At 69.8% G+C, this 20057-nt stretch carries 22 protein-coding genes and 1 tRNA gene; 14 read left to right on the forward strand and 9 right to left on the reverse strand.

Annotated elements, in window-relative coordinates:
• Positions 1-4 precede the first annotated feature (4 nt).
• Together clpS and N801_RS05935 are read left to right on the forward strand one after the other, a co-directional pair.
• Entirely contained in the window at positions 5-295 is a 291-nt protein-coding gene (gene clpS / locus N801_RS05930) for an ATP-dependent Clp protease adapter ClpS (protein WP_035934821.1), read from the forward strand.
• Positions 295-969, forward strand: coding sequence for a DUF2017 family protein (locus tag N801_RS05935; RefSeq protein WP_035934824.1), 675 nt, complete (start codon positions 295-297; stop codon positions 967-969). Before clpS ends, N801_RS05935 begins: the two co-directional genes overlap by 1 nt.
• Here the strand turns inward: N801_RS05935 and N801_RS05940 are convergent.
• Entirely contained in the window at positions 947-2413 is a 1467-nt protein-coding gene (locus tag N801_RS05940) for a sugar transferase (RefSeq protein WP_156996510.1), read from the reverse strand. The genes N801_RS05935 and N801_RS05940 overlap by 23 nt on opposite strands.
• A 165-nt stretch (positions 2414-2578) precedes the next feature.
• Between N801_RS05940 and murI the strand changes: the two genes are divergently transcribed.
• The 7 genes from murI to N801_RS05975 all read left to right on the forward strand — a co-directional run bounded on the left by murI (position 2579) and on the right by N801_RS05975 (position 6681).
• Positions 2579-3403: a glutamate racemase gene (gene murI, locus N801_RS05945; RefSeq protein WP_035934827.1), complete on the forward strand. Its 825-nt coding sequence runs from the start codon at positions 2579-2581 to the stop codon at positions 3401-3403.
• A complete protein-coding gene (locus tag N801_RS05950) occupies positions 3400-4194 on the forward strand; it encodes an MBL fold metallo-hydrolase (RefSeq protein ID WP_035934829.1) in 795 nt (264 codons plus the stop codon). The genes murI and N801_RS05950 overlap by 4 nt, the downstream gene beginning before the upstream one ends.
• A 9-nt stretch (positions 4195-4203) precedes the next feature.
• Complete coding sequence (gene rph / locus N801_RS05955; protein ID WP_035934832.1) at positions 4204-4968, forward strand: ribonuclease PH; 765 nt, start codon at positions 4204-4206, stop codon at positions 4966-4968.
• The gene (rdgB, locus tag N801_RS05960) at positions 4965-5606 is read left to right on the forward strand and encodes an RdgB/HAM1 family non-canonical purine NTP pyrophosphatase (protein ID WP_035934834.1); all 642 of its coding nucleotides are present in this window, start codon (positions 4965-4967) and stop codon (positions 5604-5606) included. Before rph ends, rdgB begins: the two co-directional genes overlap by 4 nt.
• Before the next feature lie 133 nt (positions 5607-5739).
• Positions 5740-5820: transfer RNA gene (locus N801_RS05965), tRNA-Leu, on the forward strand.
• A 126-nt stretch (positions 5821-5946) separates the two neighbouring features.
• Complete coding sequence (gene bcp / locus N801_RS05970; RefSeq protein ID WP_035934836.1) at positions 5947-6423, forward strand: thioredoxin-dependent thiol peroxidase; 477 nt, start codon at positions 5947-5949, stop codon at positions 6421-6423.
• A 3-nt stretch (positions 6424-6426) separates the two neighbouring features.
• On the forward strand, positions 6427-6681 hold the full coding sequence (locus N801_RS05975; RefSeq protein ID WP_035934839.1) for a DUF3618 domain-containing protein: 255 nt from the start codon (positions 6427-6429) through the stop codon (positions 6679-6681).
• A 10-nt stretch (positions 6682-6691) separates the two neighbouring features.
• Here N801_RS05975 and N801_RS05980 read toward each other — a convergent pair whose 3' ends face one another.
• The gene (locus tag N801_RS05980; protein WP_035934842.1) at positions 6692-7279 is read right to left on the reverse strand and encodes a DUF305 domain-containing protein; all 588 of its coding nucleotides are present in this window, start codon (positions 7277-7279) and stop codon (positions 6692-6694) included.
• A 584-nt stretch (positions 7280-7863) separates the two neighbouring features.
• Between N801_RS05980 and N801_RS05985 the strand changes: the two genes are divergently transcribed.
• Positions 7864-8916 (forward strand): enoyl-CoA hydratase/isomerase family protein, encoded by a 1053-nt coding sequence (locus N801_RS05985; RefSeq protein WP_035934844.1) that lies wholly within the window; start codon positions 7864-7866, stop codon positions 8914-8916.
• Positions 8917-8987: 71 nt separating this feature from the next.
• Here the strand turns inward: N801_RS05985 and N801_RS05990 are convergent, their stop codons facing one another.
• The 3 genes from N801_RS05990 to N801_RS06000 all read right to left on the reverse strand — a co-directional run bounded on the left by N801_RS05990 (position 8988) and on the right by N801_RS06000 (position 11817).
• Positions 8988-9974, reverse strand: a complete 987-nt coding sequence (locus N801_RS05990) for an NAD(P)H-dependent flavin oxidoreductase (protein WP_211254675.1) — start codon at positions 9972-9974, stop codon at positions 8988-8990.
• Between the two features lie 85 nt (positions 9975-10059).
• A complete protein-coding gene (locus N801_RS05995; protein ID WP_035934847.1) occupies positions 10060-10827 on the reverse strand; it encodes a 3-hydroxyacyl-CoA dehydrogenase in 768 nt (255 codons plus the stop codon).
• Between the two features lie 129 nt (positions 10828-10956).
• Positions 10957-11817 carry an alpha/beta fold hydrolase gene (locus N801_RS06000; RefSeq protein ID WP_035934848.1) on the reverse strand — a complete coding sequence of 287 codons (861 nt, stop codon included), beginning with the start codon at positions 11815-11817 and terminating at the stop codon, positions 10957-10959.
• Positions 11818-11899: 82 nt separating this feature from the next.
• Between N801_RS06000 and N801_RS06005 the strand changes: the two genes are divergently transcribed.
• Genes N801_RS06005 through N801_RS06020 form a run of 4 tightly spaced genes read left to right on the forward strand, consistent with a single transcriptional unit; the run spans position 11900 to position 15787 of the window.
• Positions 11900-12808: a TIGR03619 family F420-dependent LLM class oxidoreductase gene (locus tag N801_RS06005; protein WP_035934959.1), complete on the forward strand. Its 909-nt coding sequence runs from the start codon at positions 11900-11902 to the stop codon at positions 12806-12808.
• Positions 12805-13593: an enoyl-CoA hydratase-related protein gene (locus tag N801_RS06010; protein WP_035934849.1), complete on the forward strand. Its 789-nt coding sequence runs from the start codon at positions 12805-12807 to the stop codon at positions 13591-13593. Before N801_RS06005 ends, N801_RS06010 begins: the two co-directional genes overlap by 4 nt.
• Positions 13593-15164, forward strand: coding sequence for an acyl-CoA synthetase (locus N801_RS06015; RefSeq protein ID WP_245618238.1), 1572 nt, complete (start codon positions 13593-13595; stop codon positions 15162-15164). Before N801_RS06010 ends, N801_RS06015 begins: the two co-directional genes overlap by 1 nt.
• On the forward strand, positions 15164-15787 hold the full coding sequence (locus N801_RS06020; RefSeq protein ID WP_052112663.1) for a cysteine hydrolase family protein: 624 nt from the start codon (positions 15164-15166) through the stop codon (positions 15785-15787). The genes N801_RS06015 and N801_RS06020 overlap by 1 nt, the downstream gene beginning before the upstream one ends.
• Here the strand turns inward: N801_RS06020 and N801_RS06025 are convergent.
• From N801_RS06025 to N801_RS06040, 4 genes are read right to left on the reverse strand one after another with little or no spacing between them, the layout of a single operon-like run.
• Positions 15747-16832, reverse strand: a complete 1086-nt coding sequence (locus tag N801_RS06025) for an acyl-CoA dehydrogenase family protein (protein ID WP_052112664.1) — start codon at positions 16830-16832, stop codon at positions 15747-15749. The genes N801_RS06020 and N801_RS06025 overlap by 41 nt on opposite strands.
• Complete coding sequence (locus N801_RS06030) at positions 16829-17965, reverse strand: acyl-CoA dehydrogenase family protein (RefSeq protein ID WP_035934851.1); 1137 nt, start codon at positions 17963-17965, stop codon at positions 16829-16831. The genes N801_RS06025 and N801_RS06030 overlap by 4 nt, the downstream gene beginning before the upstream one ends.
• Before the next feature lie 4 nt (positions 17966-17969).
• Positions 17970-18770 (reverse strand): crotonase/enoyl-CoA hydratase family protein, encoded by an 801-nt coding sequence (locus tag N801_RS06035; protein WP_035934852.1) that lies wholly within the window; start codon positions 18768-18770, stop codon positions 17970-17972.
• Entirely contained in the window at positions 18767-19942 is a 1176-nt protein-coding gene (locus N801_RS06040; protein WP_035934854.1) for a thiolase family protein, read from the reverse strand. Before N801_RS06040 ends, N801_RS06035 begins: the two co-directional genes overlap by 4 nt.
• Between the last annotated feature and the right edge of the window lie 115 nt (positions 19943-20057).

Consider the following 20057-nt stretch of genomic DNA (forward strand, 5'->3'; position numbering starts at 1 on the left):
AAGCGTGTCCATCGCGCCCGTGCAGGAGGAGATCACCTCCTCCGACTCCCTGGTCGAGGCCGACGTCCCGTGGATCACGCTCGTCTGGAACGACCCGGTCAACCTCATGTCCTACGTGACCTACGTCTTCCAGAGCTACTTCGGCTACGACCGCGCCAAGGCCGAGAAGCTCATGATGGACGTGCACGTCAAGGGCCGTGCCGTCGTCTCGCACGGCTCCCGCGAGAAGATGGAGATCGACACCGAGGCTCTCCAGGGCTACGGGCTCTGGGCGACCTTCCAGAAGGACGACTGATGGCCCGCGCGTTCTCCCGTCGCGGGAAGGGCAAGACGGTCCGGTACGCCGCGAAGCTCGACGCGATGGAGCGCGCGGTCGTCGCGGGGCTGATGGAGCAGGTCCACGACCTCGTGGCGCCCGAGCCGGACGCCGCGACCACGAGCGGTGACGGCGACGACTTCGACTCGATCGTGTCCGGGCTGGGCGGCCTCGGGATGGGCGTGTCCGTGTCCGCGGAGGACCAGACCCCCGACCAACGGCCGGTGCCCACGGATGCCCGGTCGTTCGGCGAGCGCGACCCCGCCCTCGAGCGGCTCCTTCCTGCCGGCAACCGCACCGACGACCAGGCCTCGGCGGAGTTCCGCCGGCTCACCGAGCCCGGCCTGCGCCAGCGCAAGGCGCGCCACCTCGAGTCCGCCATCGCCGCGCTCCGGGCTCCGGGCTCCGGCGTCGAGCTGGACGAGCGGACCGCGATCGACTTCGTCATCGCCCTCACCGACGTGCGGCTCGTGCTGGGCGAGCGTCTCGGGCTGCGCGAGGACGCCGACGTCGAGCGCCTCGAGGAGGAGCTCGCGGACGCGGACGTCGACGACCCGCGCGCGCACGCCATGGCGGTCTACGACTTCCTCACCTGGCTCCAGGAGACGCTGGCGACGGCGATGCTGCCGGTCAGTAGGCCCCCCGAGCGCTGACGACCGCGATGGCCGTCCGCGCGAGGATGAGCAGGTCCTGGGTGAGCGACCAGTTGTCCACGTAGTAGAGGTCGAGGCGCACGGAGTCCTCCCACGACAGGTTCGAGCGGCCCGACACCTGCCACAGCCCGGTCATGCCGGGACGCACGACGAGCCGGCGGTGGACGTCGGTCTCGTACTTGTCCACCTCCGACTGCAGCGGCGGACGCGGTCCGACGAGGCTCATGTCGCCACGCAGGACGTTGACCAGCTGCGGGAGCTCGTCGAGCGAGAGGCGGCGCAGGGTGCGTCCGATGCGGGTGACGCGTGGGTCGCGCTCGGCCTTGAACAGGACGTGGTCGCTGCCGTGCCGGTTGTGCTCGGCCACATGGTCCACCGCGGCCTCGGCGTCGCACACCATCGACCGGAACTTGAGCATGCGGAACGCCCGGCCCCCCTTCCCGACCCGCTCCTGGGCGAAGAAGACGGGCCCGCCGTCGTCCAGCCGCACGGCGAGCGCGACGACGGCGAAGACCGGTGCGAACAGGACGAGGAGCAGGCCGCCGGCCACGAGGTCGAAGGCCCGCTTGAGGACGTGCGAGACGTAGTGGGACGCCGGGCCCTCGAGCTCGATGAGCGGGAGGCCGGCGGCGGGCCGGGGCCGCACCCGGTCGGAGGCCACGTCGGTGAGGCTGGGCGCGAGGAGGACCTGCACCCCGCTCTCCTCGAGCTCCCACGCCGCGCGTCGCATCTCGCGGGCCGAGCTCACCGCACCACCCGCGAAGAGCACCGCGTGCGGCGCGAAGGTGTTGACGATCTCCGCGGTCCGGGGCGTCGCGCCGAGGACGGGCAGTCCTCCGGGGGTGCTGGACTGCGCCTCAGAGGGCGGCAGCACCGCACCGAGCACGGTGTAGCCGAGCCACCGCTCGCGCTGCAGCACCTTCGCGATCTCGTCCACCTGGCTCGCGGCCCCGGCGATGACGACCCGCTGCTGCAGGTGGCCGTGCTCGCGCAGGCGGTGCAGGACCTGGCGCGCGGCGTACCGCGTCACGAGCAGGGCCGTGGTGCCGACCGTGAAGAGGAGGAAGAAGAACCCGCGGGGGAGTGGGTAGCGGGCCAGGTAGCAGCCGATGCCGACGAACCCCGCGGCATACGTCGTCGCCCGCAGGACGCTCTTGTACTCGCCGGAACCGGCACCGAAGACGTCCGGGGCGTACGCCCCGCTCACGGCGAGGGAGGTGAGCCAGAGCGCGACGATGGGCATGGCCGCCAGACCGAACCTGATGTCGGCGTCGGTCGGGGTCGTGAAGACCCTCCACTCGCTGCGTCCCCACGCCGCGAGGACCGTGCACAGGACGACGATGGCCGCGTCGAGCGCGAAGGCCGCCATGGGCGGCGAGTCCTGGGACCAGTGGTAGCGCACTCGGGGGAGGGCAACCCTGATCCCGTCGTCGAAGAGAACCAACCTCGTCCCCTTGGCTGGTGCCGCATAGCCCCTGCTTGGACCGGCTTCCAACGTGGCACGACCGCGCGGGGCCGGTGGTGCGCTTCCCCGAGAATGACTCGCCCCCTGCCCGATCGGGTCATCGGCGTGCCCAGTCCGGTATCCCCGGGGGCATAACCTTGGGCGGTGCCTGACTCACCCATCGGGATCTTCGACTCCGGATACGGCGGCCTCACCGTCGCGCGAGCCGTCCTCGACCAGCTGCCGCACGAGTCGGTCGCGTACCTCGGCGACACCGCACGCACCCCCTACGGCCCGCGACCCATCGCCGAGACCCGGGCCTTCGCCCTGGAGTGCCTCGACCGGCTCGTCGACCACGGCGTCAAGGCGCTCGTCATCGCGTGCAACACGGCGAGCGCCGCGGTCCTCCACGACGCCCGCGAGCGCTACCACGTCCCGGTCGTCGAGGTCATCCGACCGGCCGTGCGCCGTGCCGTGGGCGCGACCCGCAGCGGTCGGATCGGGGTCATCTCGACGACCGGCACCCACCAGTCCCGCGCCTACCTCGACGCCTTCGCGGCCGCGCCGCACCTCGACGTCACGAGCGGGGCGTGCCCCCGGTTCGTCGAGTTCGTCGAGTCGGGCGTCACCGGGGGGGAGGAGGTGCGCGCCGTGGCCCGCGAGTACCTCGCCCCGTTCCAGGACCACGGGGTCGACACGCTCATCCTCGGCTGCACGCACTACCCGCTGCTGTCCGGCGTGATCTCCTACGTCATGGGACCGGACGTCACGCTCGTGTCCTCCGCCGACGAGACCGCGAAGGAGCTGTACCGCGTGCTGTCCGACAGTGACCTGCTCCGCCCCGACGCCTCTCCGGCGCCGCAGCACGGCTTCACGACCACCGGGGACCCGGAGGAGTTCCGCCGGCTGGCCACGCGCTTCCTCGCGCTGGGGCCGGACGTCGGGGACGTCTTCATCTCGCCGGTGGCGGTCGCCGAGGTGGTCGCGTGAGGCTGACCGTCATCGGCTGCAGCGGCTCGTTCGCCGGTCCGACGTCCGCGGCGTCCAGCTACCTCGTCAGTGCCGACGACGCCGACGGCCGGACGTGGAACGTCCTGCTCGACCTCGGTTCGGGTGCGCTCGGCCCGCTGCAGCAGCACGTCGACCCGCACGCCCTCGACGCGGTCCTCCTCAGCCACCTGCACCCGGACCACTGCGCCGACCTCTGCGGCCTCTACGTCTCCTACACCTACGCCCCCGGCGGTGCGCCCGACGAGCGGCTGCCCGTCTGGGGTCCGCGCGACACCTCCCGTCGGATCGCCCTGATGTACCACGGCCTCGAGGACGGGGGCCTGGAGCGGGTGTTCGACTTCGGCCGGGTGCGCGACCGCGTCCCGATCCGCGTCGGCCCGCTGACGATCACCCCGTATGCCGTGAACCACCCGGTCGAGGCGTACGGCTTCCGGGTCGAGGGCGAAGGGGCCGTGATCGCCTACACCGGTGACACCGACAGCTGCGACAGCCTCGGTCCGCTGATGAGCGGCGCCGACATCGTGCTCGCCGACTCGGCCTTCGTCGACGGGCGCGACGGCGTCCGCGGGGTGCACCTGTCGGCGAGCCGGGCGGCCCGCGCGGCGCTCGACGCCGGGGGTGTCAAGCGGCTGGTGCTGACCCACCTGCCGGCGTGGAACGACCCGGAGGTCTGCCGCGCGCAGGCCGCGGAGCTCTGGCCCGGCGTGGAGGTCGCCGAGGCGGGCGCCGTCCACGACCTCGGCTCACGCGGTGTCACGTCCGGCGTCTAGCCTGCGGGGGTGACTTCACCCCAGACCAGACATGACGGCCGCACCCCCGACGAGCTGCGCGAGGTGCGCATCACGCGCAACTGGCTCGACCACGCCGAGGGCAGCGTGCTCGTCGAGTTCGGCCGGACCCGGGTGCTCTGCGCCGCGTCCTTCACCGCCGGCGTGCCGCGCTGGATGAAGGGCCAGGGGACCGGCTGGGTGACGGCCGAGTACGAGATGCTCCCGCGGTCGACCAACACCCGATCGGACCGCGAGTCCCGCAAGGGCAAGGTCGGCGGTCGCACCCACGAGATCTCGCGGCTCATCGGACGGTCGCTCCGCGCCGTCATCGACACGAAGGCCCTCGGCGAGAACACCATCGTCGTCGACTGCGACGTCCTCCAGGCCGACGGCGGCACCCGGACCGCGGCGATCACCGGCGCCTACGTCGCCCTCGCCGACGCCATCGAGGACGCCAAGGCCAAGGGCCTCCTCGCGCAGGGCGCCGCGCCGCTGTCCGACTCGATCGCCGCCGTGAGCGTCGGCGTCGTCGCCGGCGCGCCGGTGCTCGACCTCGACTACCCCGAGGACTCGACCGCCGACACCGACATGAACGTCGTCATGACCGGCTCGGGGCGCTACGTCGAGGTGCAGGGCACGGCCGAGGGCGCCGGCTCGGCCTTCGACCGCGACCGGCTGCTCGCGCTGCTCGACCTCGCCGCCACCGGCTGCGCCGAGCTGACGCTCGCGCAGCAGCAGGCCCTCCGGGAGACCCCGCGGGTGCGAGTGCGATGACCCGCCTCGTCCTCGCCACGCAGAACGAGCACAAGGTCCACGAGCTGAGGCAGATCCTCGCCGACCTCGTCGACGAGCTCGGGCTCGAGATCGTCGGCGCCTCGGACTTCCCCGACGCCCCCGACGTCGTCGAGAGCGAGGTGACGTTCGAGGGCAACGCGCGGCTCAAGGCCGTGGCCGTGGCGCGGGCCACGGGTCTGCCCAGCGTCGCCGACGACTCGGGGCTGGCCGTCGACGTCCTCGGCGGCTCACCCGGCGTCTTCTCGGCCCGGTGGTCGGGCTCGCACGCCGGGGCGGACGCACCCCGCGCCGTTCGCGACCGGGCCAACTCCTCCCTGCTGCTCGAGCAGCTCGGCGACGTGCCCGACGAGCACCGCGCGGCATCCTTCGTCTGCGCGGCGGTCCTGGCCATGCCGGACGGCTCGGTGGAGGCCGTCGAGGGCCGCGTCACGGGCACGATCCGTCGCGAGGCGGTGGGGGAGAACGGCTTCGGCTACGACCCCGTCTTCGTCCCCGACGGGGACACCCGGTCCATGGCCGAGTACACCGACGTCGAGAAGAACGCGATCTCCCACCGCGGGCTCGCGTTCCGCGCCATGGTGCCGATCCTGCGCGAGCGGCTGAGCCCACCACGCTGAGCCCGGGCTCCCCGGCCCCGGATCAGCCCCGGATCAGTCCCGGTGCGTCTGCGGATGCGGCGGCTCCAGCCGCCGCATCCGCAGACGCACGGGTGCCGACCGGGGTGGGCGGACGGCATACCCTGTCGGCGAAGCGCGAGTGGTGGAACGGCAGACACGCTGGGTTTAGGTCTCAGTGCCTTCGGGTGTGCGGGTTCGAATCCCGCCTCGCGCACGCACCATCCGGCTCGGGAGCCGGGATGCCTGTCGCGAGCCCCATCATCGAGGCTCGGGAGCGCAGACCCGGCTCGCGAGCCGCGACAGGTAGGTTGGGCGACGAGCATCCAAGGAGGATCCACCCGTGAGTGACCGACTGAGCGCCGGAGACGTCGCACCGGACTTCACCCTGAGCACCGACACCGGGGAGAGCGTGACGCTCTCGGACCTGCGCGGGGGCAAGGTCATCGTCTACTTCTACCCGGCGGCCATGACGCCCGGGTGCACCAAGCAGGCCTGCGACTTCAGCGAGTCGCTCGAGTCGCTCAAGGCCGACGGGTACACCGTGCTGGGCATCTCGCCGGACCAGCCCGAGAAGCTCGCCACGTTCCGCGACAAGGAGCACCTGTCGCTCACCCTGCTGTCGGACCCGGACAAGTCCGTCATGACGGCGTGGGGCGCCTACGGTGAGAAGAAGCTGTACGGCAAGGTCGTCCAGGGCGTCATCCGCTCGACCTTCGTGGTCGACGAGGACGGCACGGTCGAGCACGCCTTCCACAACGTCAAGGCCACAGGTCACGTCGCCAAGCTGCGGCGCGACCTCGGACTGAATGAGGACTGACCCATGAGCAGCAACATCCCCGCCCTCGAGGCCGACATCGCCGAGCGTCGCGTGCGCCTGGCCCGCACCCTCGACGAGCTGACGGCCAAGGCGACGCCCTCGGCGATCGCCAAGCGTCAGGTCCAGCAGGCCAAGGCTCGCTTCGCCGACGCGACCACGACGCCCGAGGGCGACCTGCGCGTCGAGCGCGTGGCCGCCGCCGTGGCCGTGGTCGCCGTCATCGTCGCCTTCAAGCTGCTGCGCCGCCGCCGCCGCTGAGGCCGTCAGGTCACTGCGGCTGCATTCCCCCGTGCATGCCCGAGGTCCGCAGTCCGAACCACGCCGCCAGCCACCGACTCATCTGACGGATCTCGCGACGCTGCTCGTCGCTGATCTCCTGCGCCAGGTCCTCCACCTCGGGGTGGGTGGTGCCGTCCCTCAGCAGGTGCTGCGACATCATCACCGCCATCATGTGGTGGCCGACCATGTCCTGGAGGAAGGTGCGGTCGAGCGCGTCACCCTCCAGCCGGGTGAGGTCGCGCATCATCGGCCGGTAGGTGGTGTCCTCCGCCTGGTCGGGGTACCACTGGCGGAGCCACTCCCGCATCTGGACGATCTGGGCCGTCTGCGTCCTGACGATGTCCTCGCCGAACTCCCGCATCGTCGCGCGGGGTGACCGCGCCAGCTCCTCGGCGGCCCGGACGGCCTCCTCGTGGTGGGGGATCATCTCCGCGAGGTAGGTCGCCTCGGACGACACCATGGTCATCCGCATCGGCCCGCCGTGTCGCCGCTCGCTCCGCAGGTCGTCGATGCCACAGCCGGACAGGCCGCCGGCGAGCCCCAGGGCGACCACCAGCACCAGTGCGCGGACTCTCATGGCCCACCTCCTCGGGGAACCTCGTGCTCCCACGGTCCTCCCGGGCGGGGGGCGACGGCAGGGCCGTTGGTCCCGAGAGTCCGACGGGCGCCCGGCCCGAGCATGCGAAGAGCCCCGCACGGTGACCGTGCGGGGCTCTTCGGGTGGTGCGCCATCAGGGACTCGAACCCCGAACCCGCTGAGTCTGGCGACGCATCTCTCCGTGGTGCTCGTCGTTGTCCGAAAACGCGCACTGACGTGCTCGTATGCGGTCCGGGTCCCTCTCGTCGTGACGCGTTGTCCGGTGCCGGTTCTCGTTCAAAGTCGGGCGGTTAACCGGTGACTGCGTCCTTGCCTGCGTTGCCGGTGGGTGCCCTGCCCTCTTGACCACCGCGGAGGCAGCAGGTGAGCCACCTACGCGAAGGTCCCAAACCTTCCCAACGTGGCGCATGACGATGAAGGGACGTGGTCTTGCTGCCACCATGCCTCATGCAGACGGCACGTCGGACGGCGCCGCTGCCGTGAGCACCACTACCGTGCTCTAGGTTCGAGGGTGGGCCTGTGACACTGCCGTGTCGCCGGCCGCGTGACGATAAGGACTGCACATGCTCGGGCGTGAACTGTCGCTGGAGGAGCTGGCCACTGGCGCTTCGCCGCTCGAGCTCAATCCTGTAGGTCGGCCGGAGGCGGCACTGGCGTACGTGAATCTGGACCGGCTGCCTCGAGATCCAGACCCGGTGATGCTCGCTTCGTCCGTTGCCACTCTCGAGCGTGGGCATGTCCCGGTCATTGGCTTGTCGACGCGCCCACTGACGGCCGGGGGGCGCACTCTCGCCGTTGCCATGGACGTGACTCTCGTGACCGCCGATGGTCGCGACGTGCCTGAAACCTGTGTAGCCCTGGGGGACGTCGACGCTGGGCTTGACGTTCTGGAGACTTCGTCGTCAGGCCGCGCGAAGGCGGCGGCCGTCCTTTGCCAGACGGTCCGCGTCACTTCGGGGCTGCCGGTCCACCTGGGACTCGTGGTGGAGTCGATGGCGTACTCCATGTTGCTGGCGTCCGAGGAGTTCCAAGAGTGGAGATCCACGACCCCGCGGCGGCGGCGACCTGCTGCTGAGGACCCGGTTCGGCTCTCTCGTGACGGCAGTGCTCTCCGGATGGTCCTCGACGATCCGGACCGGCGAAACGCCTATTCACGGCACATGCGCGATGGGCTCGTCGAAGGGCTGGACCTGGCTGCCTGGGATGACTCGATCCGCCACGTCTCGCTCTCGGGTGCCGGACCGTCGTTCTGCAGTGGCGGCGATCTGGACGAGTTCGGAACCGTTGACGATGTGTCCGTCGCCCACCTCATCCGACTCAGACAAGGCGCCGGAGCCGCCCTGGAGCGCGTTCGGGAACGAGTCACCGTGGACGTGCACGGAGCATGTATCGGCGCCGGCATTGAGATTCCCGCGTTCGCCAGCAGTCTCGTGGCCCACCCGGCCACGACCTTCCGCCTTCCGGAGCTCGCGATGGGTCTCATCCCGGGAGCCGGCGGCACGGTGAGCATCACGCGTCGGATCGGTCGGTGGCGAACCGCCTGGCTGGCGTTGACCGGTGAGGCCATCGATGTGAACGATGCACTTGGCTGGGGTCTGATCGACGGGATTGCCTGATCCGAGGAGTCCGTGCCCGGCGCCAAGGGTCGAGATCCCGTGTTGGGGGACTGGTGGCGGCGGTCCAGCCGTCAGGAGGTGACCCGTGGTGCTACGAGTGCGCCGAGGGTGTCCGCGATCAGGAGGGCTGCCTCGCGAACGATCCGGTCGACGAGCTCCTCGACCCGCGGGATGTCGTTGATCAGTCCTTGCACCATGCCTGCCGTCCAGATCCCTGCGTCGGTATCGCCGGTCTCGTACACGGACCGGCCGCGGGCGCCGTTCACGAGGTGCCGGACGTCCTCGAATGCGCCACCGCGGCTGAGGATCTCCGCCGCTTCCTCGCTGACGGCGTTCCGCGCCACTCGAGCGGTGTTGTGGAGCTGGCGGAAGATCAGCTGGGTGTCGCGCTCGGTCGCCTTCACCATCCGATCCTTGACGTGGGGGTGCACAGGCGACTCCTGGGTGCACAGGAATCGGGTGCCCATCGTGATGCCGTCGGCGCCCAGAGCCAAGGCGGCGACGAGTCCGCGCGCATCTGCGAACCCGCCCGAGGCGAGCATGGGAATGGTCAGCTGTGCCCTGGCGGCGGGGATCAGGACCAGTCCGGGGATGTCGTCCTCTCCGGGGTGGCCAGCGCATTCGAACCCGTCGATGCTGACGGCATCAACGCCTACCCCTTGGGCTTTGACGGCATGACGGACGCTGGTGCACTTGTGAATGACCTTGATTCCCCGGTCGCGGAAGAAGGGCATGTGTGGCTCTGGGGAAGACCCTGCAGTCTCGACGATCGTGACCCCTGCGTCCGCGATGGCGTGGCGGTACTCGTCGTAGGGAGGAGGTGTGATGGCGGGAAGGATGGTGAGGTTCACGCCGAATGGCCGGTCCGTCATGTCACGGCAGCGGTTGATCTCCGTGACAAGCGCCTCGGGCGTCGGCTGCGTCAGAGCCGTGATGAATCCGAGCGCGCCGGCGTTGGCCACCGCGGACACAAGGTCGGCCGTGCCGACCCACTGCATTCCTCCTTGGACGATCGGGTGGGCGACGCCGAACGTGTCCGTGAACGCCGTACGCAGCATCAGGTCTCTCCTTGCCTTGGTGACGCATCGGCGGGGCCGCGGGGGGGAAGGGCATTGAGTGGGGGAGGTGACAGGTTGGCAGGCGTCAGCGTGGAGCGAGCCGCACTGCACCGTCGAGGCGGATCGTCTCGCCGTTGATCATGCTGTTCTCGACGATGTGGGCCACCAGTGCGCCGTACTCGCCGGGATCTCCGAGACGGTTGGGATGGGGGACCTGGCTGCCCAGCGACGCGATCATGTCGGGGCCGAGTGAGTCGAACATCGGCGTGTGGAACAGTCCTGGGGCGATGGTGGTGACCCTGATCCTGTGCTGAGCGAGGTCGCGAGCAATCGGGAGCGTCATCCCCACGACGCCGCCCTTCGATGCCGAGTACGCCGCCTGGCCGATCTGTCCGTCGAAGGCAGCCACGGACGCAGTGTTGATGATGACCCCACGCTCTTCGGCGTCCGTCGCACCCGTCGACACCATCGCCGCTGCGGCCAACCTGATGACGTTGAACGTGCCCACCAGGTTGACCTGAACGACGCGCACGAACGCGTCCAATGGAAAAGGGCTCTGGTCCTTGCCGACCATGCGGTGGCCATGGGCGATGCCCGCGCAGTTCACCGCGACAGCCAAGGGGCCAAGGGACTGGGCGACCTCCACCGCCGCCTGCACCTCTACCTCCTGCGTGACGTCAGCCGGAGCGAAGACCACGTGGTCGCCCAGCTCGGCCGCGACCTCGGCGCCCGGGGAGCCGGGGAGGTCCACGATGACGACGCGCGCGCCCGCGGCGTGGAGGTGCCGGACGGCCGCCAGGCCGAGGCCGGACGCACCTCCGGTCACGAGGGCTGATCTTCCGGTGACGTCCATGACTCTCCGTTCGCTATTTGACAGTTTCGTCAAATAGCGAACCTATCGGTTGGACGGGAGCTCGGTCGACCCCGGGCGGGCCTGAAACCAGTGTGACTCCGGCGACATCGCAGCCGCCGCCGGGCAGCCTCAGGTATTGAGCAGGAAGCTCGTCACGGCCCGAGTGAAGGCGTCGTTGTCATCCGCGGCCGCCGTGTGTGCCGCGTCGCGCAGTCGCACCACCCGGGCATGCGGGACCAGCGACTGGAAGTGCTCGACACCCTCATCACTGACGACGTCGCTCAGGGCCCCTTGAAGCAGCAAGGTGGGAACCTCCAGTGCCCTGGCGGCATCCTCCAGCTCGGCCTGGACCTCCGACGGGTCGGGGTGGGCGGACCCCGTGAACATCGCCGGGTCCCAGTGCCAGTGCCAGCGACCGTCCTGGCGCTGTCGGAGGTTCTTGCGAAGTCCATCAGTGGATCGGGGGCGGCGGCGATGAGGGAGGTAGGCCGCAATCGCGTCGGCCGCCTCATCGAGGTCGGCGAAGCCTTGCGGGGCGCTACGCATGAACCCGGTGATGCGCTCGGCTCCGGAGCGCTCGATCCGGGGGACCACGTCCACGAGCACGAGCCTGTCGACGAGGTCGGGTCGATGGTGCGAGACGAGCAGCGAGGTGAGCCCGCCCATGCTCGCTCCGACGAGGCTGGCAGGAGAACCCAGCTGCTCGAGCACGGAGATGATGTCGTCTCTGATGACGGCGAGGCTGTAGTCCCCGTCAGGGGACCAGTCGGAGTCGCCGTGGCCGCGAAGATCGGCCGACACGGCATGTGCCCCCGCCGCGGCCAGATCGGCCCCGGCGTTCTTCCACGAGTGCCGCGTCTGTCCTCCGCCGTGCAGGAACAGGACCACGGGGCCATCCTCCTGCCCCCATGAGTCGACAGCGATCCGCACACCGCCCACGCCCTCGAGGTGCTGGCTGCGTGCGAGGGTCGGCTGGCTCTGTTCTTGCATCGTGACTCCCAAGGTCTATACAGTGCAATCCTCTAACTGATTCAACCCCAGTGTATGCCGTGTGCCGACGAGGAGGTCGACGTTGAGGTTCGCCTTCGAGTACGTCGTGGACAGCAACACCGACGGGGGGTCCCTGGCGACGGCCGAGGGCCTGGCGACCGTCGCGCGCGCGGCGGACACGTTGGGGTACTCCGCCATGGCTCTTCCGGAGCACCCAGCGCCCTCCCACAAGTGGCTCACCCATGGTGGCCACGAGACGTTCGACCCTGCCGTCGCGCTCGGGTTCGTCGCCGCCGTGACACAGCGGCTGCAGATCATGACCCACCTGATGGTCGTGCCCTACCGCAACCCCTTCCTCGCGGCCAAGGCCCTGGCGACGCTCGACCGGCTGTCCGGGGGCCGCCTGGTCGTGGGAGTCGGAACGGGTTATCTGAGCTCCGAGTTCCTTGCTCTGGGGGTGGACTTCGAGGAGCGCAATGCCCTCTTCGACGAAGGCATCGAGGTGATACGCGGCGTCTGGTCCACGGCGGTGTACGACCACGACGGTCCCCGTCTCACGGCCAGAGGTGTGGCTGCTGTCCCCGGGCCCCTCACGCCGGGCGGCCCGCCGATCATCGTGGGGGGAAACAGCGGGCTGAGCCGTCGCCGGGCAGCTCGACTCGGTGGGTGGTCACCCATGCTGTTGTCCGAGCAGGTGGCCGCCTCGACCCGTACCCGACCGCTCACGTCCATCGCTCAGCTGGCCCGCGGGATCGCCGAGGTCCAGCGGCTGGCTGCGGAGTCCGGGAACCCGGGACCGCTGCTCTTCAACGTGGCCACCCCCCAGCTGGAGTTTCCGTCCACGGGTGGATCCATCGAGGAGCACCGCGACCACGTCGGACTGTTGGCGGAGGCGGGGGTCGACCAGTTCCTCGTTCGTCCCAGCCACCTGGGTGCCGAGGCAGCGGTCGACTCGCTCCATGCCTATGCCGAACAGATGGGAATCTCATGACCCTCGACCCCCGCATCCTCGTCGAGGTGGACGACCATGTCGCCCGCATCACCCTCAACGCTCCTCGCAGCCTCAACGCCGTGGATGCGGTGATGCTCGATGCGCTCGCCGATGCCGTGATCGAGATCGCTTCCAACGACGAGGTCCGAGTCGTCGTCCTCACCGGTGCGGGGCGCGGGTTCTGCTCCGGTGCGAACCTGCTGGACTCATCGGTGACCATCGACGACGCCACCGTCCAGGCCGCTGGCAGGGTCATCCGGGCTCTCACCGAGATGGGGCAGCCAGTCATCAGCAAGGTGGGCGGGGTGGCGGCCGGCGTCGGGCTGTCCATCGCCCTGGCCGGCGACTACGTCGTGGTCGCCGAGTCGGCACCTCTGACGCTCGCGTTCTCCAAGATCTCCCTCATGCCTGATGGCGGTGCGACCCAGCTCGTGGCGGCGTCCGTGGGCCGCTCCCGAGCGCTGCGCCTCGCCCTCACCGGCGACCGCATCTCGGCGGTTGAGGCAGAGCGAGCCGGCCTGATCGCCGAAGCAGTCCCCGACGACCGGCTGGACGCGCGCACGGAGGAGCTCATCCAGCACATGGCTGCGCTCGGCACGAGGGCGACGGCGCTCACGAAGCGGGCCATCAACTGTGCGGCGCTCGACCTCGACAACACCCTGGCTCGCGAGGAGGCGGGGCAGTCCGAGCTGCTCCAGTCCCCCGAGTTCGCTGAGGGGGTCGCCGCCTTTCGGGAGAAGCGATCGCCCCGCTTCCACCAACCGCCTAAGACCCAGGAGTTCTGATGTCAATGCCCATGGACCTGACCGCGCTCGCGGAGGAGCTCGGCGACAAGGTCGCCTACCTGATGGCGGATACCGGAGAGTCGCTGAGCTATCGCGAGCTGGAGGAGAAGTCGAACCGGATCGCCCACCTGTTCCGGCAGCTCGGCCTCGCGCGGGGCGACCACATCGCCGTTCTCATGGAGAATCGCCTCGATCTCTTCCCGGTCTACTGGGCAGCCCAGCGCAGCGGCCTCTACTACACGCCGGTGAACTGGCATCTCACGCGTGACGAGGCGGCATACATCGTCGACAACTGCGAGGCGAAGGTCCTCGTCTCCTCCGTGCAGCTGGAGGACATCGCCGCCCATGCGGCGGACGGTGCCACCGGCCTGACGCACCGTTTCGTCGTGGGCGGCGTCATCGACGGAGTGCACTCGCTCGATGACGCGCTCGCCGACCAGCCGCCGACGCCGGTCGAGCACCAGTCCGAGGGCTACTACATGTTCTACAGCTCAGGCACGACAGGGCGACCCAAGGGCATCCTGCCCGCAATGCCAGACGTGCCGTTCGGGACGGGACTGACGCTCGACCACCAGCTCGGCCCCGGGTTCGGCGTCAGTCGCGCGGCCACCTACCTCAACACCGGACCCCTGTATCACGCTGCTCCCGTGGGCTGGTCGATGGCGACGGTCCGCAACGGGGCCACCGCGATCTTCATGAGTCGGTTCGATGCGGAGCAGACGTTGCGCGTCATCCAGGACCACAAGGTCACCCATGCACAGTTCGTCCCGACGATGTTCGTCCGGATGCTCAAGCTTCCCGACGCCACGCGCAAGGCCTACGACGTCTCGTCGCTGCTCCTCGCCATCCATGCCGCGGCTCCCTGCCCGATTCCGGTCAAGGAGGCCATGATCGACTGGTTCGGGCCGAAGATCGTCGAGTACTACGCCGGTAGTGAGTCCAACTGCTTTTTCGTCATCTCCACACCGGAGTGGCTGGGGCATCGCGGGTCCGTGGGCAGGGCCGTCATCGGGACGCCTCACGTGTGCGACGCCCTGGGGGTCGAGCTCCCGCCCGGCGAGGTCGGACAGTTGTGGTTCGAGGGACCGGACTTCGAGTACCACCAGGACCCGGACAAGACAGCCACGGCCCACGACGAGCGCGGCTGGAGCACCTTGGGCGACCTCGGCTGGCTCGACGAGGAGGGCTACCTCTACCTTGCGGACCGCCGAACGGACCTCATCATCAGTGGCGGGGTGAACATCTACCCCCGGGAGATCGAGGACGCCCTGGCGATGCACCCGGCCGTGCAGGACATCGCGGTGATCGGGGTACCCGATGACGAGATGGGCCAACGGGTCCACGCCGTCGTCCATGTCGCCGAGGGAGCGACGGTCGGACCTGAGCTCGCCGCGGAGCTCGTGGCCGACGCCGCCACCCGGATCGCGCGCTTCAAAGTGCCTCGGACGGTCGACTTCGTCGAGGACTTCCCCCGACTGCCCAGTGGGAAGGTCCTCCGTCGCCAGCTCGTCGCCGACTACGACCCCGCCCGCGTACTTGCTGTTCCTCTACCCCATGCCCAGGAGAGCTGATGACCACGACGCACCGTCCGCCGCTCGGCGACGTTCCCCGCACCGCAGTGGTCGTCGTCGAATGCCAGGAGGGAGTGCTGGGCTCGACCTCCGTCCTGCCGACTCTGGCCGGTCCGGCCGAGACGATGCTGGGCCCCCTGCGCTCCCTGCTCGACGCGGCCCGCGCGGCCGGTGTGCCCGTCGTCCACGCGACCTATGCCGGTCCTCTCGGGGGCACCGGCGCAGGCACCGCGCCCCTGTGGAAGGCTCTTGCGCCCGTCACCGACGAATGGAACGGCAGCCACGTGGGAACCCAGGTGCTTTCACAGCTCGTACGCAACGAGGATCTGGTCCTTCCTCGCCATCACGGGCTCAACCCGGCCAAGGGCACCGAGCTGCTGCCGGTGTTGCGCGGGCGCGGCGTCGACACGATCGTGCTCACCGGTGTCTCCGTGAACCTCGCCCTCCCGCTCGTCGCGGGGGAGGCCACCGAGGAGGGATTCCACGTCATCGTCCCCAGGGATGCTGTCGCCGGCACCCCCGTCGAGTACGCGCAGCAGGCACTCAAGCACACCCTCGGGATGCTGGCGACCCTGACGACCGTCAGTGACCTCTCGGACCACTGGCGGGGCTCGGGTCACTGACCAGGGACCAGACGCCCCGGACGGAGTCTTCTGCCTCGGCGGTCCTGGCGGTCTCGGCGCGCACCGCGGCCCGCGTCAGCAGGTCGTCGAACGCCGCGACAGTTCCGTACTCGTTGGTCCACGCGAGGATCGGGACGGTGACCCGGTGCAGGTGGTGCTCACGGGTCGTCCCGATGGCTCCGTGGAGCTGATGGGCGGCGCGCACCACAACCGAACCGGCGTGGCCGGTGCAGGAGCGGGCAGCGGCAATCGCGATCTCGACCCCCTCACCGATGAAGTCGGCGGTGACCGCCTCCATCAGGGCGGCGCGGGTGGCGGCCCTGGCCAGCGCCGCCTCCGCGCCGGCCTCGGCGAGTCGATGCTGGACGGCCTGGAACTGGGAGAGCGCGCGGCCGAACTGGACCCGCTCGGTGGTGTGACGCACGGTCGCCGCCACGGCGGCATCCATCGCTCCGCACATCTGGACCGCACGGATGAGGGCCGCGCGGTGCTGAAGCGCTATCCCGGTGGTCGGCTCGAGGCCGATGCCGCCCCCCGGCCGCAGGCCCGTGACCAGGTCCCGAGGCTGGCCGGCAAGGTTGCTTCTCGGCTCGATCGTGACCTCGGCAGAGGCAACGACCCGGACTCGCTGTGCACCTGACGGCTCAGCACTCACGACGAGGATCTGGTCGGCCGTTGCCGCCCACGGCGCCACGACCGCGGTGGCTTCCGCTTGGGCCCACCCGATCGTCGTGATGCCGGCAGAGGGCTCGAGGCCGACCTCCGACAGGAGCCACGTGGCGAGCAGGTCGTGCTCGACCAGGGGCAGCTGGATCCCGTGTGCGGCGGCGGCCTCGTGCAGGGCCGCTGCGTCGTACCAGCTGGCACCGGAGCCGCCCACGGCTTCGTCGCTCGTGAGCCGGGTCAGACCGAGACTCTCGAGCAACGTCCACAGGGTGGAGTCGAGGGCCTCGGGGCCCTGCTCATGATCCGGGCGATGCGTTCTCAGGACGTCGTCGAGCAGTGAGACGAGCTCGGGGTCGGCATGCAGCTGGGCCGTGCTCATCGCAACCCCATCCCTCGAGCGATCACGCCGAGGAGGATCTCGTTCGTCCCCCCGCGCAGAGTGAAGCCTGGACGCTGCAGCAGGCCGGCGCCCAGCAGCGGCTCGCCCGGGGCCACGGTGCCGCCCAGGTGTGCCTGCTCGATGAGGTCCCCGTCGAACGCCGTGCCGAGCACCTTGACGACGGCTGCGGCGGTGTCGGCCCTCTCGCCGCGCTCCACGGCGCCGTTGACGGCCATGGACATGTGGTGGAGCCCACGCAGACGTGCAAGGCCGCGCCCCAAGGATCGGTCGGGAACGAGCTCGGGGTGCCCAGCGGCATACCTCACCTGGGCAGCGAAGAGCGGAAAGGCGCTCAGGAATCGCTCGGGTCCGCTGCGCTCGTAGGCCAGCTCCGACGTCACCTGGTGCCAGCCGGCGCCGACCTCCCCCAGGACGCGGTTGTCGGGGACGAAGACGTCGTCGAGGTGCACCTCGTTGAAGTGGTGCTGGCCGGTCATCGACGTGATCGGGCGGACCTGGACTCCGTCCGACCGCAGGTCGACGATGAACTGGCTGAGCCCGGCGTGTCGGTGCGCGGGGTCGAGTGGGCTGGTCCGGGCCAGGACGAAGAAGGCCTCCGACGCGTGGGCGCCCGAGGTCCATACCTTGGTGCCCGTGAGGCGCCATCCGCCCTCCACCCGGCTGGCGCGGGTACGAACGCTGGCGAGGTCGGACCCGGAGTCGGGCTCGCTCATGCCGATGGCGAAGAAACACTCACCGGCAGCGATGCGAGGCAGGTAGTTCTGCTGCTGCTCCACGCTTCCGAAGCGCAGGAGACTTGGCGCAGCCTGCCGGTCTGCCACCCAGTGCGCTGCCACCGGTGCGCCGGCAGCGAGCAGCTCCTCGGTCACGACGAGGCGCTCGACGAAGGTGCGGCCGTGCCCGCCGAAGTTCTGGGGGATGGTCATGCCGACCCAGCCCCGTGAGGCGAGCTCGCGGGAGAAGTCGGGGTCCCAACCGGTGATCCACGCATCGACCTCCGGTCTGAAGGTGCCTGTCTCTCGCGCCTTCGTGAGAAAGGCCCGGACCTCGTGGCGCACGCGCGTGAGCTCGGCGGTCTCGGGGACTCCGTCCGGCATCAGGGTCTGGGTCATGGAGTCACTCCCCGGTGAAGGTCGGGCGACGTCGGGCGAGCATCGCCTCGATGGCCTCGTGATGGTCACGCGAACGCTGGGCCAAGGGCTGCAGCGCTCCGGCCAGCTCGAGGTGTGACGGAAGGCTCTGCTGGTCCTGCTCGCGAAGCAGACGCTTGGCCATACGAATCGTGGCGGGTGGGTTCGCGGCGATCAGCTCGGCGATCGAGAAGGCGGTCTCGAGCAGCTCGTTCCCCGGGACGATCCGCGAGAGGAGGCCCCAGCCGAGGCCGGTTCTCGCGTCGATGGGAGCCCCGGTCAAGGTCATCTCGGTGGCACGGGCAAGCCCGATGGCGCGGGGGAGGAGCCAGGCGCCACCGTCACCGGGGATCAGCCCCACCCTGACGAAGCTCTCGGCGAAGGTTGCTGTGTCCGCGGCGATCCGGACGTCACACAGGAGTGCGAGGTCGAACCCCGCGCCCACCGCGGGCCCGTTCACCGCCGCGATGAGGGGAACCTCGCAGGCGTGAAGGGCACGGGGTATCCGCTGGATGCCGTGACGGTAGCCGTCTCGGGCGTGGCTCAAGGGCCCGCCGAACGGCACGTCGTCACTGCGAACCTGGTCGAGGTTGGCTCCGGCCGAGAAGGCGGTTCCCGCGCCGGTGAGGATGACCGCGCGCAGACTGGAGTCACGGTTGGCGCGCTCGGCGCAGTCCACGATCGCGTCGATCATGTCCGGGTCAGAGATCGGATTGCGCTGCTCGGGTCGGTTGAGCGTCCAGGTCTCGACGTGGCCGTCCCGCTCGACGAGGACGGGCTGGGTCACGGCGCTGGAACCTCGATGACGACAGCGCCGCCCTGCCCACCGCCGGCACACATGGCGGCGACGCCGACGCCGCCTCCGCGGCGACGCAGCTCGTGGGTGAGGGTGGTGATCATCCGCGCACCGGTCGCTGCGACCGGATGGCCGAGGCTGCAACCGCTGCCAAAGACGTTGACCTTCTCCTCATCGATGTCGAGGAGGCGGCAGGCGGCGAGGGGCACGGAGGCGAAGGCCTCGTTGATCTCCCAGAGGTCCACGTCGTCCACGGTGAGGCTTGCTCGCTCGAGAGCGAGGGGGATCACCTCGACCGCTCCCATCCCGGTCCGAGCGGGCTCGACCCCGATCGATGCCCAGGCGCGAATGGTGGCCAAGGGCGTCACGCCACGATCGGCCGCGAACTCGGCGCTGGCGATGACCATGGCCGCGGCGGCGTCGTTGATTCCGCTGGCATTGCCGGCCGTGACACTGAAGCCTTCGATCTCGGGGTGGAGAGGCTTGAGGGTCGCGAGCTTCTCGACGGAGCTGCCGCGTCGAGGACCCTCGTCGGTGGAGAAGGTGAACGGGAGGCCGTCCGGGCCATGCGTCTCGACCGGCACGATTTCGTCGTCAAAGGCTCCGGCATCGATGGCGGCGACGGCGCGCTCGTGGGACCGAACTGCCCAGGCGTCGACGTCTTCACGGGACAGTCCTGCCTCCTGGGCGGTGTTCCAGCCGACGTTGATCGAGACGTCGTCGTTGACGCCCTCGCTGAAGGGAAACGTGGGCGGCATGCCCTGCCTGGTGTCCTCACTGCCCGGGACGCGCCAGGTGAGCTGAGGCATCAGCGACGTGGACTGGACACCTCCGGCGATGACCACGGTGTCCATCCCTGCACGGATGCTGCCCGCAGCGTTGCCCACCGCCGTGAGGCTTGCCGCGCAGTGCCGGTTGACCGCTTGGCCGGGTACGCGTGGCATGCCCGCAGCGACAGCCGCGTGCCGGGCAAGGTCACCACCGCCGTACATGGACTCGGCAAGGACGATGTCGTCGACATCAGCGGCGTCGAGGCCCGAGCGTTCGAGCGCCTGGGTGACGACCAGCTCGGCGAGCGGCTCTGCGGGGGTGTTGACCAGCGATCCCTTGAAGGCGACGGCGATCGGAGTGCGGACTGCGCTGAGGATCACGGCATCGGGCACGGTATCGGCTCCTTCGGAGGGCGATGAAAATTGGCGTTATCGTCAAAAACTACTCGACCGCACCTTTGTGGTCAAGGGGGCGTACGGCCAGCGAGGTTGGCTTCCGCCGTAGTTG

Origin of the sequence: Knoellia aerolata DSM 18566, from assembly GCF_000768695.1 — a bacterium.
GTDB lineage: Bacteria > Actinomycetota > Actinomycetes > Actinomycetales > Dermatophilaceae > Knoellia > Knoellia aerolata.

Excerpts from the sequence above, each read along its gene's own strand:
- N801_RS06000 (WP_035934848.1), bottom strand. The coding sequence starts at position 11,817 with ATGCAAGAACAGAGCCAGCCGACCCTCGCACGCAGCCAGCACCTCGAG.
- N801_RS06030 (WP_035934851.1), bottom strand. The coding sequence starts at position 17,965 with ATGACCCAGACCCTGATGCCGGACGGAGTCCCCGAGACCGCCGAGCTC.
- N801_RS05990 (WP_211254675.1), bottom strand. The coding sequence starts at position 9,974 with ATGCTGCGTACGGCGTTCACGGACACGTTCGGCGTCGCCCACCCGATC.
- N801_RS05980 (WP_035934842.1), bottom strand. The coding sequence starts at position 7,279 with ATGAGAGTCCGCGCACTGGTGCTGGTGGTCGCCCTGGGGCTCGCCGGC.
- N801_RS05935 (WP_035934824.1), top strand. The coding sequence starts at position 295 with ATGGCCCGCGCGTTCTCCCGTCGCGGGAAGGGCAAGACGGTCCGGTAC.
- N801_RS06025 (WP_052112664.1), bottom strand. The coding sequence starts at position 16,832 with ATGAGCACGGCCCAGCTGCATGCCGACCCCGAGCTCGTCTCACTGCTC.
- N801_RS05975 (WP_035934839.1), top strand. The coding sequence starts at position 6,427 with ATGAGCAGCAACATCCCCGCCCTCGAGGCCGACATCGCCGAGCGTCGC.
- N801_RS06010 (WP_035934849.1), top strand. The coding sequence starts at position 12,805 with ATGACCCTCGACCCCCGCATCCTCGTCGAGGTGGACGACCATGTCGCC.
- N801_RS05995 (WP_035934847.1), bottom strand. The coding sequence starts at position 10,827 with ATGGACGTCACCGGAAGATCAGCCCTCGTGACCGGAGGTGCGTCCGGC.
- N801_RS06015 (WP_245618238.1), top strand. The coding sequence starts at position 13,593 with ATGTCAATGCCCATGGACCTGACCGCGCTCGCGGAGGAGCTCGGCGAC.
- rdgB (WP_035934834.1), top strand. The coding sequence starts at position 4,965 with ATGACCCGCCTCGTCCTCGCCACGCAGAACGAGCACAAGGTCCACGAG.
- N801_RS05985 (WP_035934844.1), top strand. The coding sequence starts at position 7,864 with ATGCTCGGGCGTGAACTGTCGCTGGAGGAGCTGGCCACTGGCGCTTCG.
- N801_RS06020 (WP_052112663.1), top strand. The coding sequence starts at position 15,164 with ATGACCACGACGCACCGTCCGCCGCTCGGCGACGTTCCCCGCACCGCA.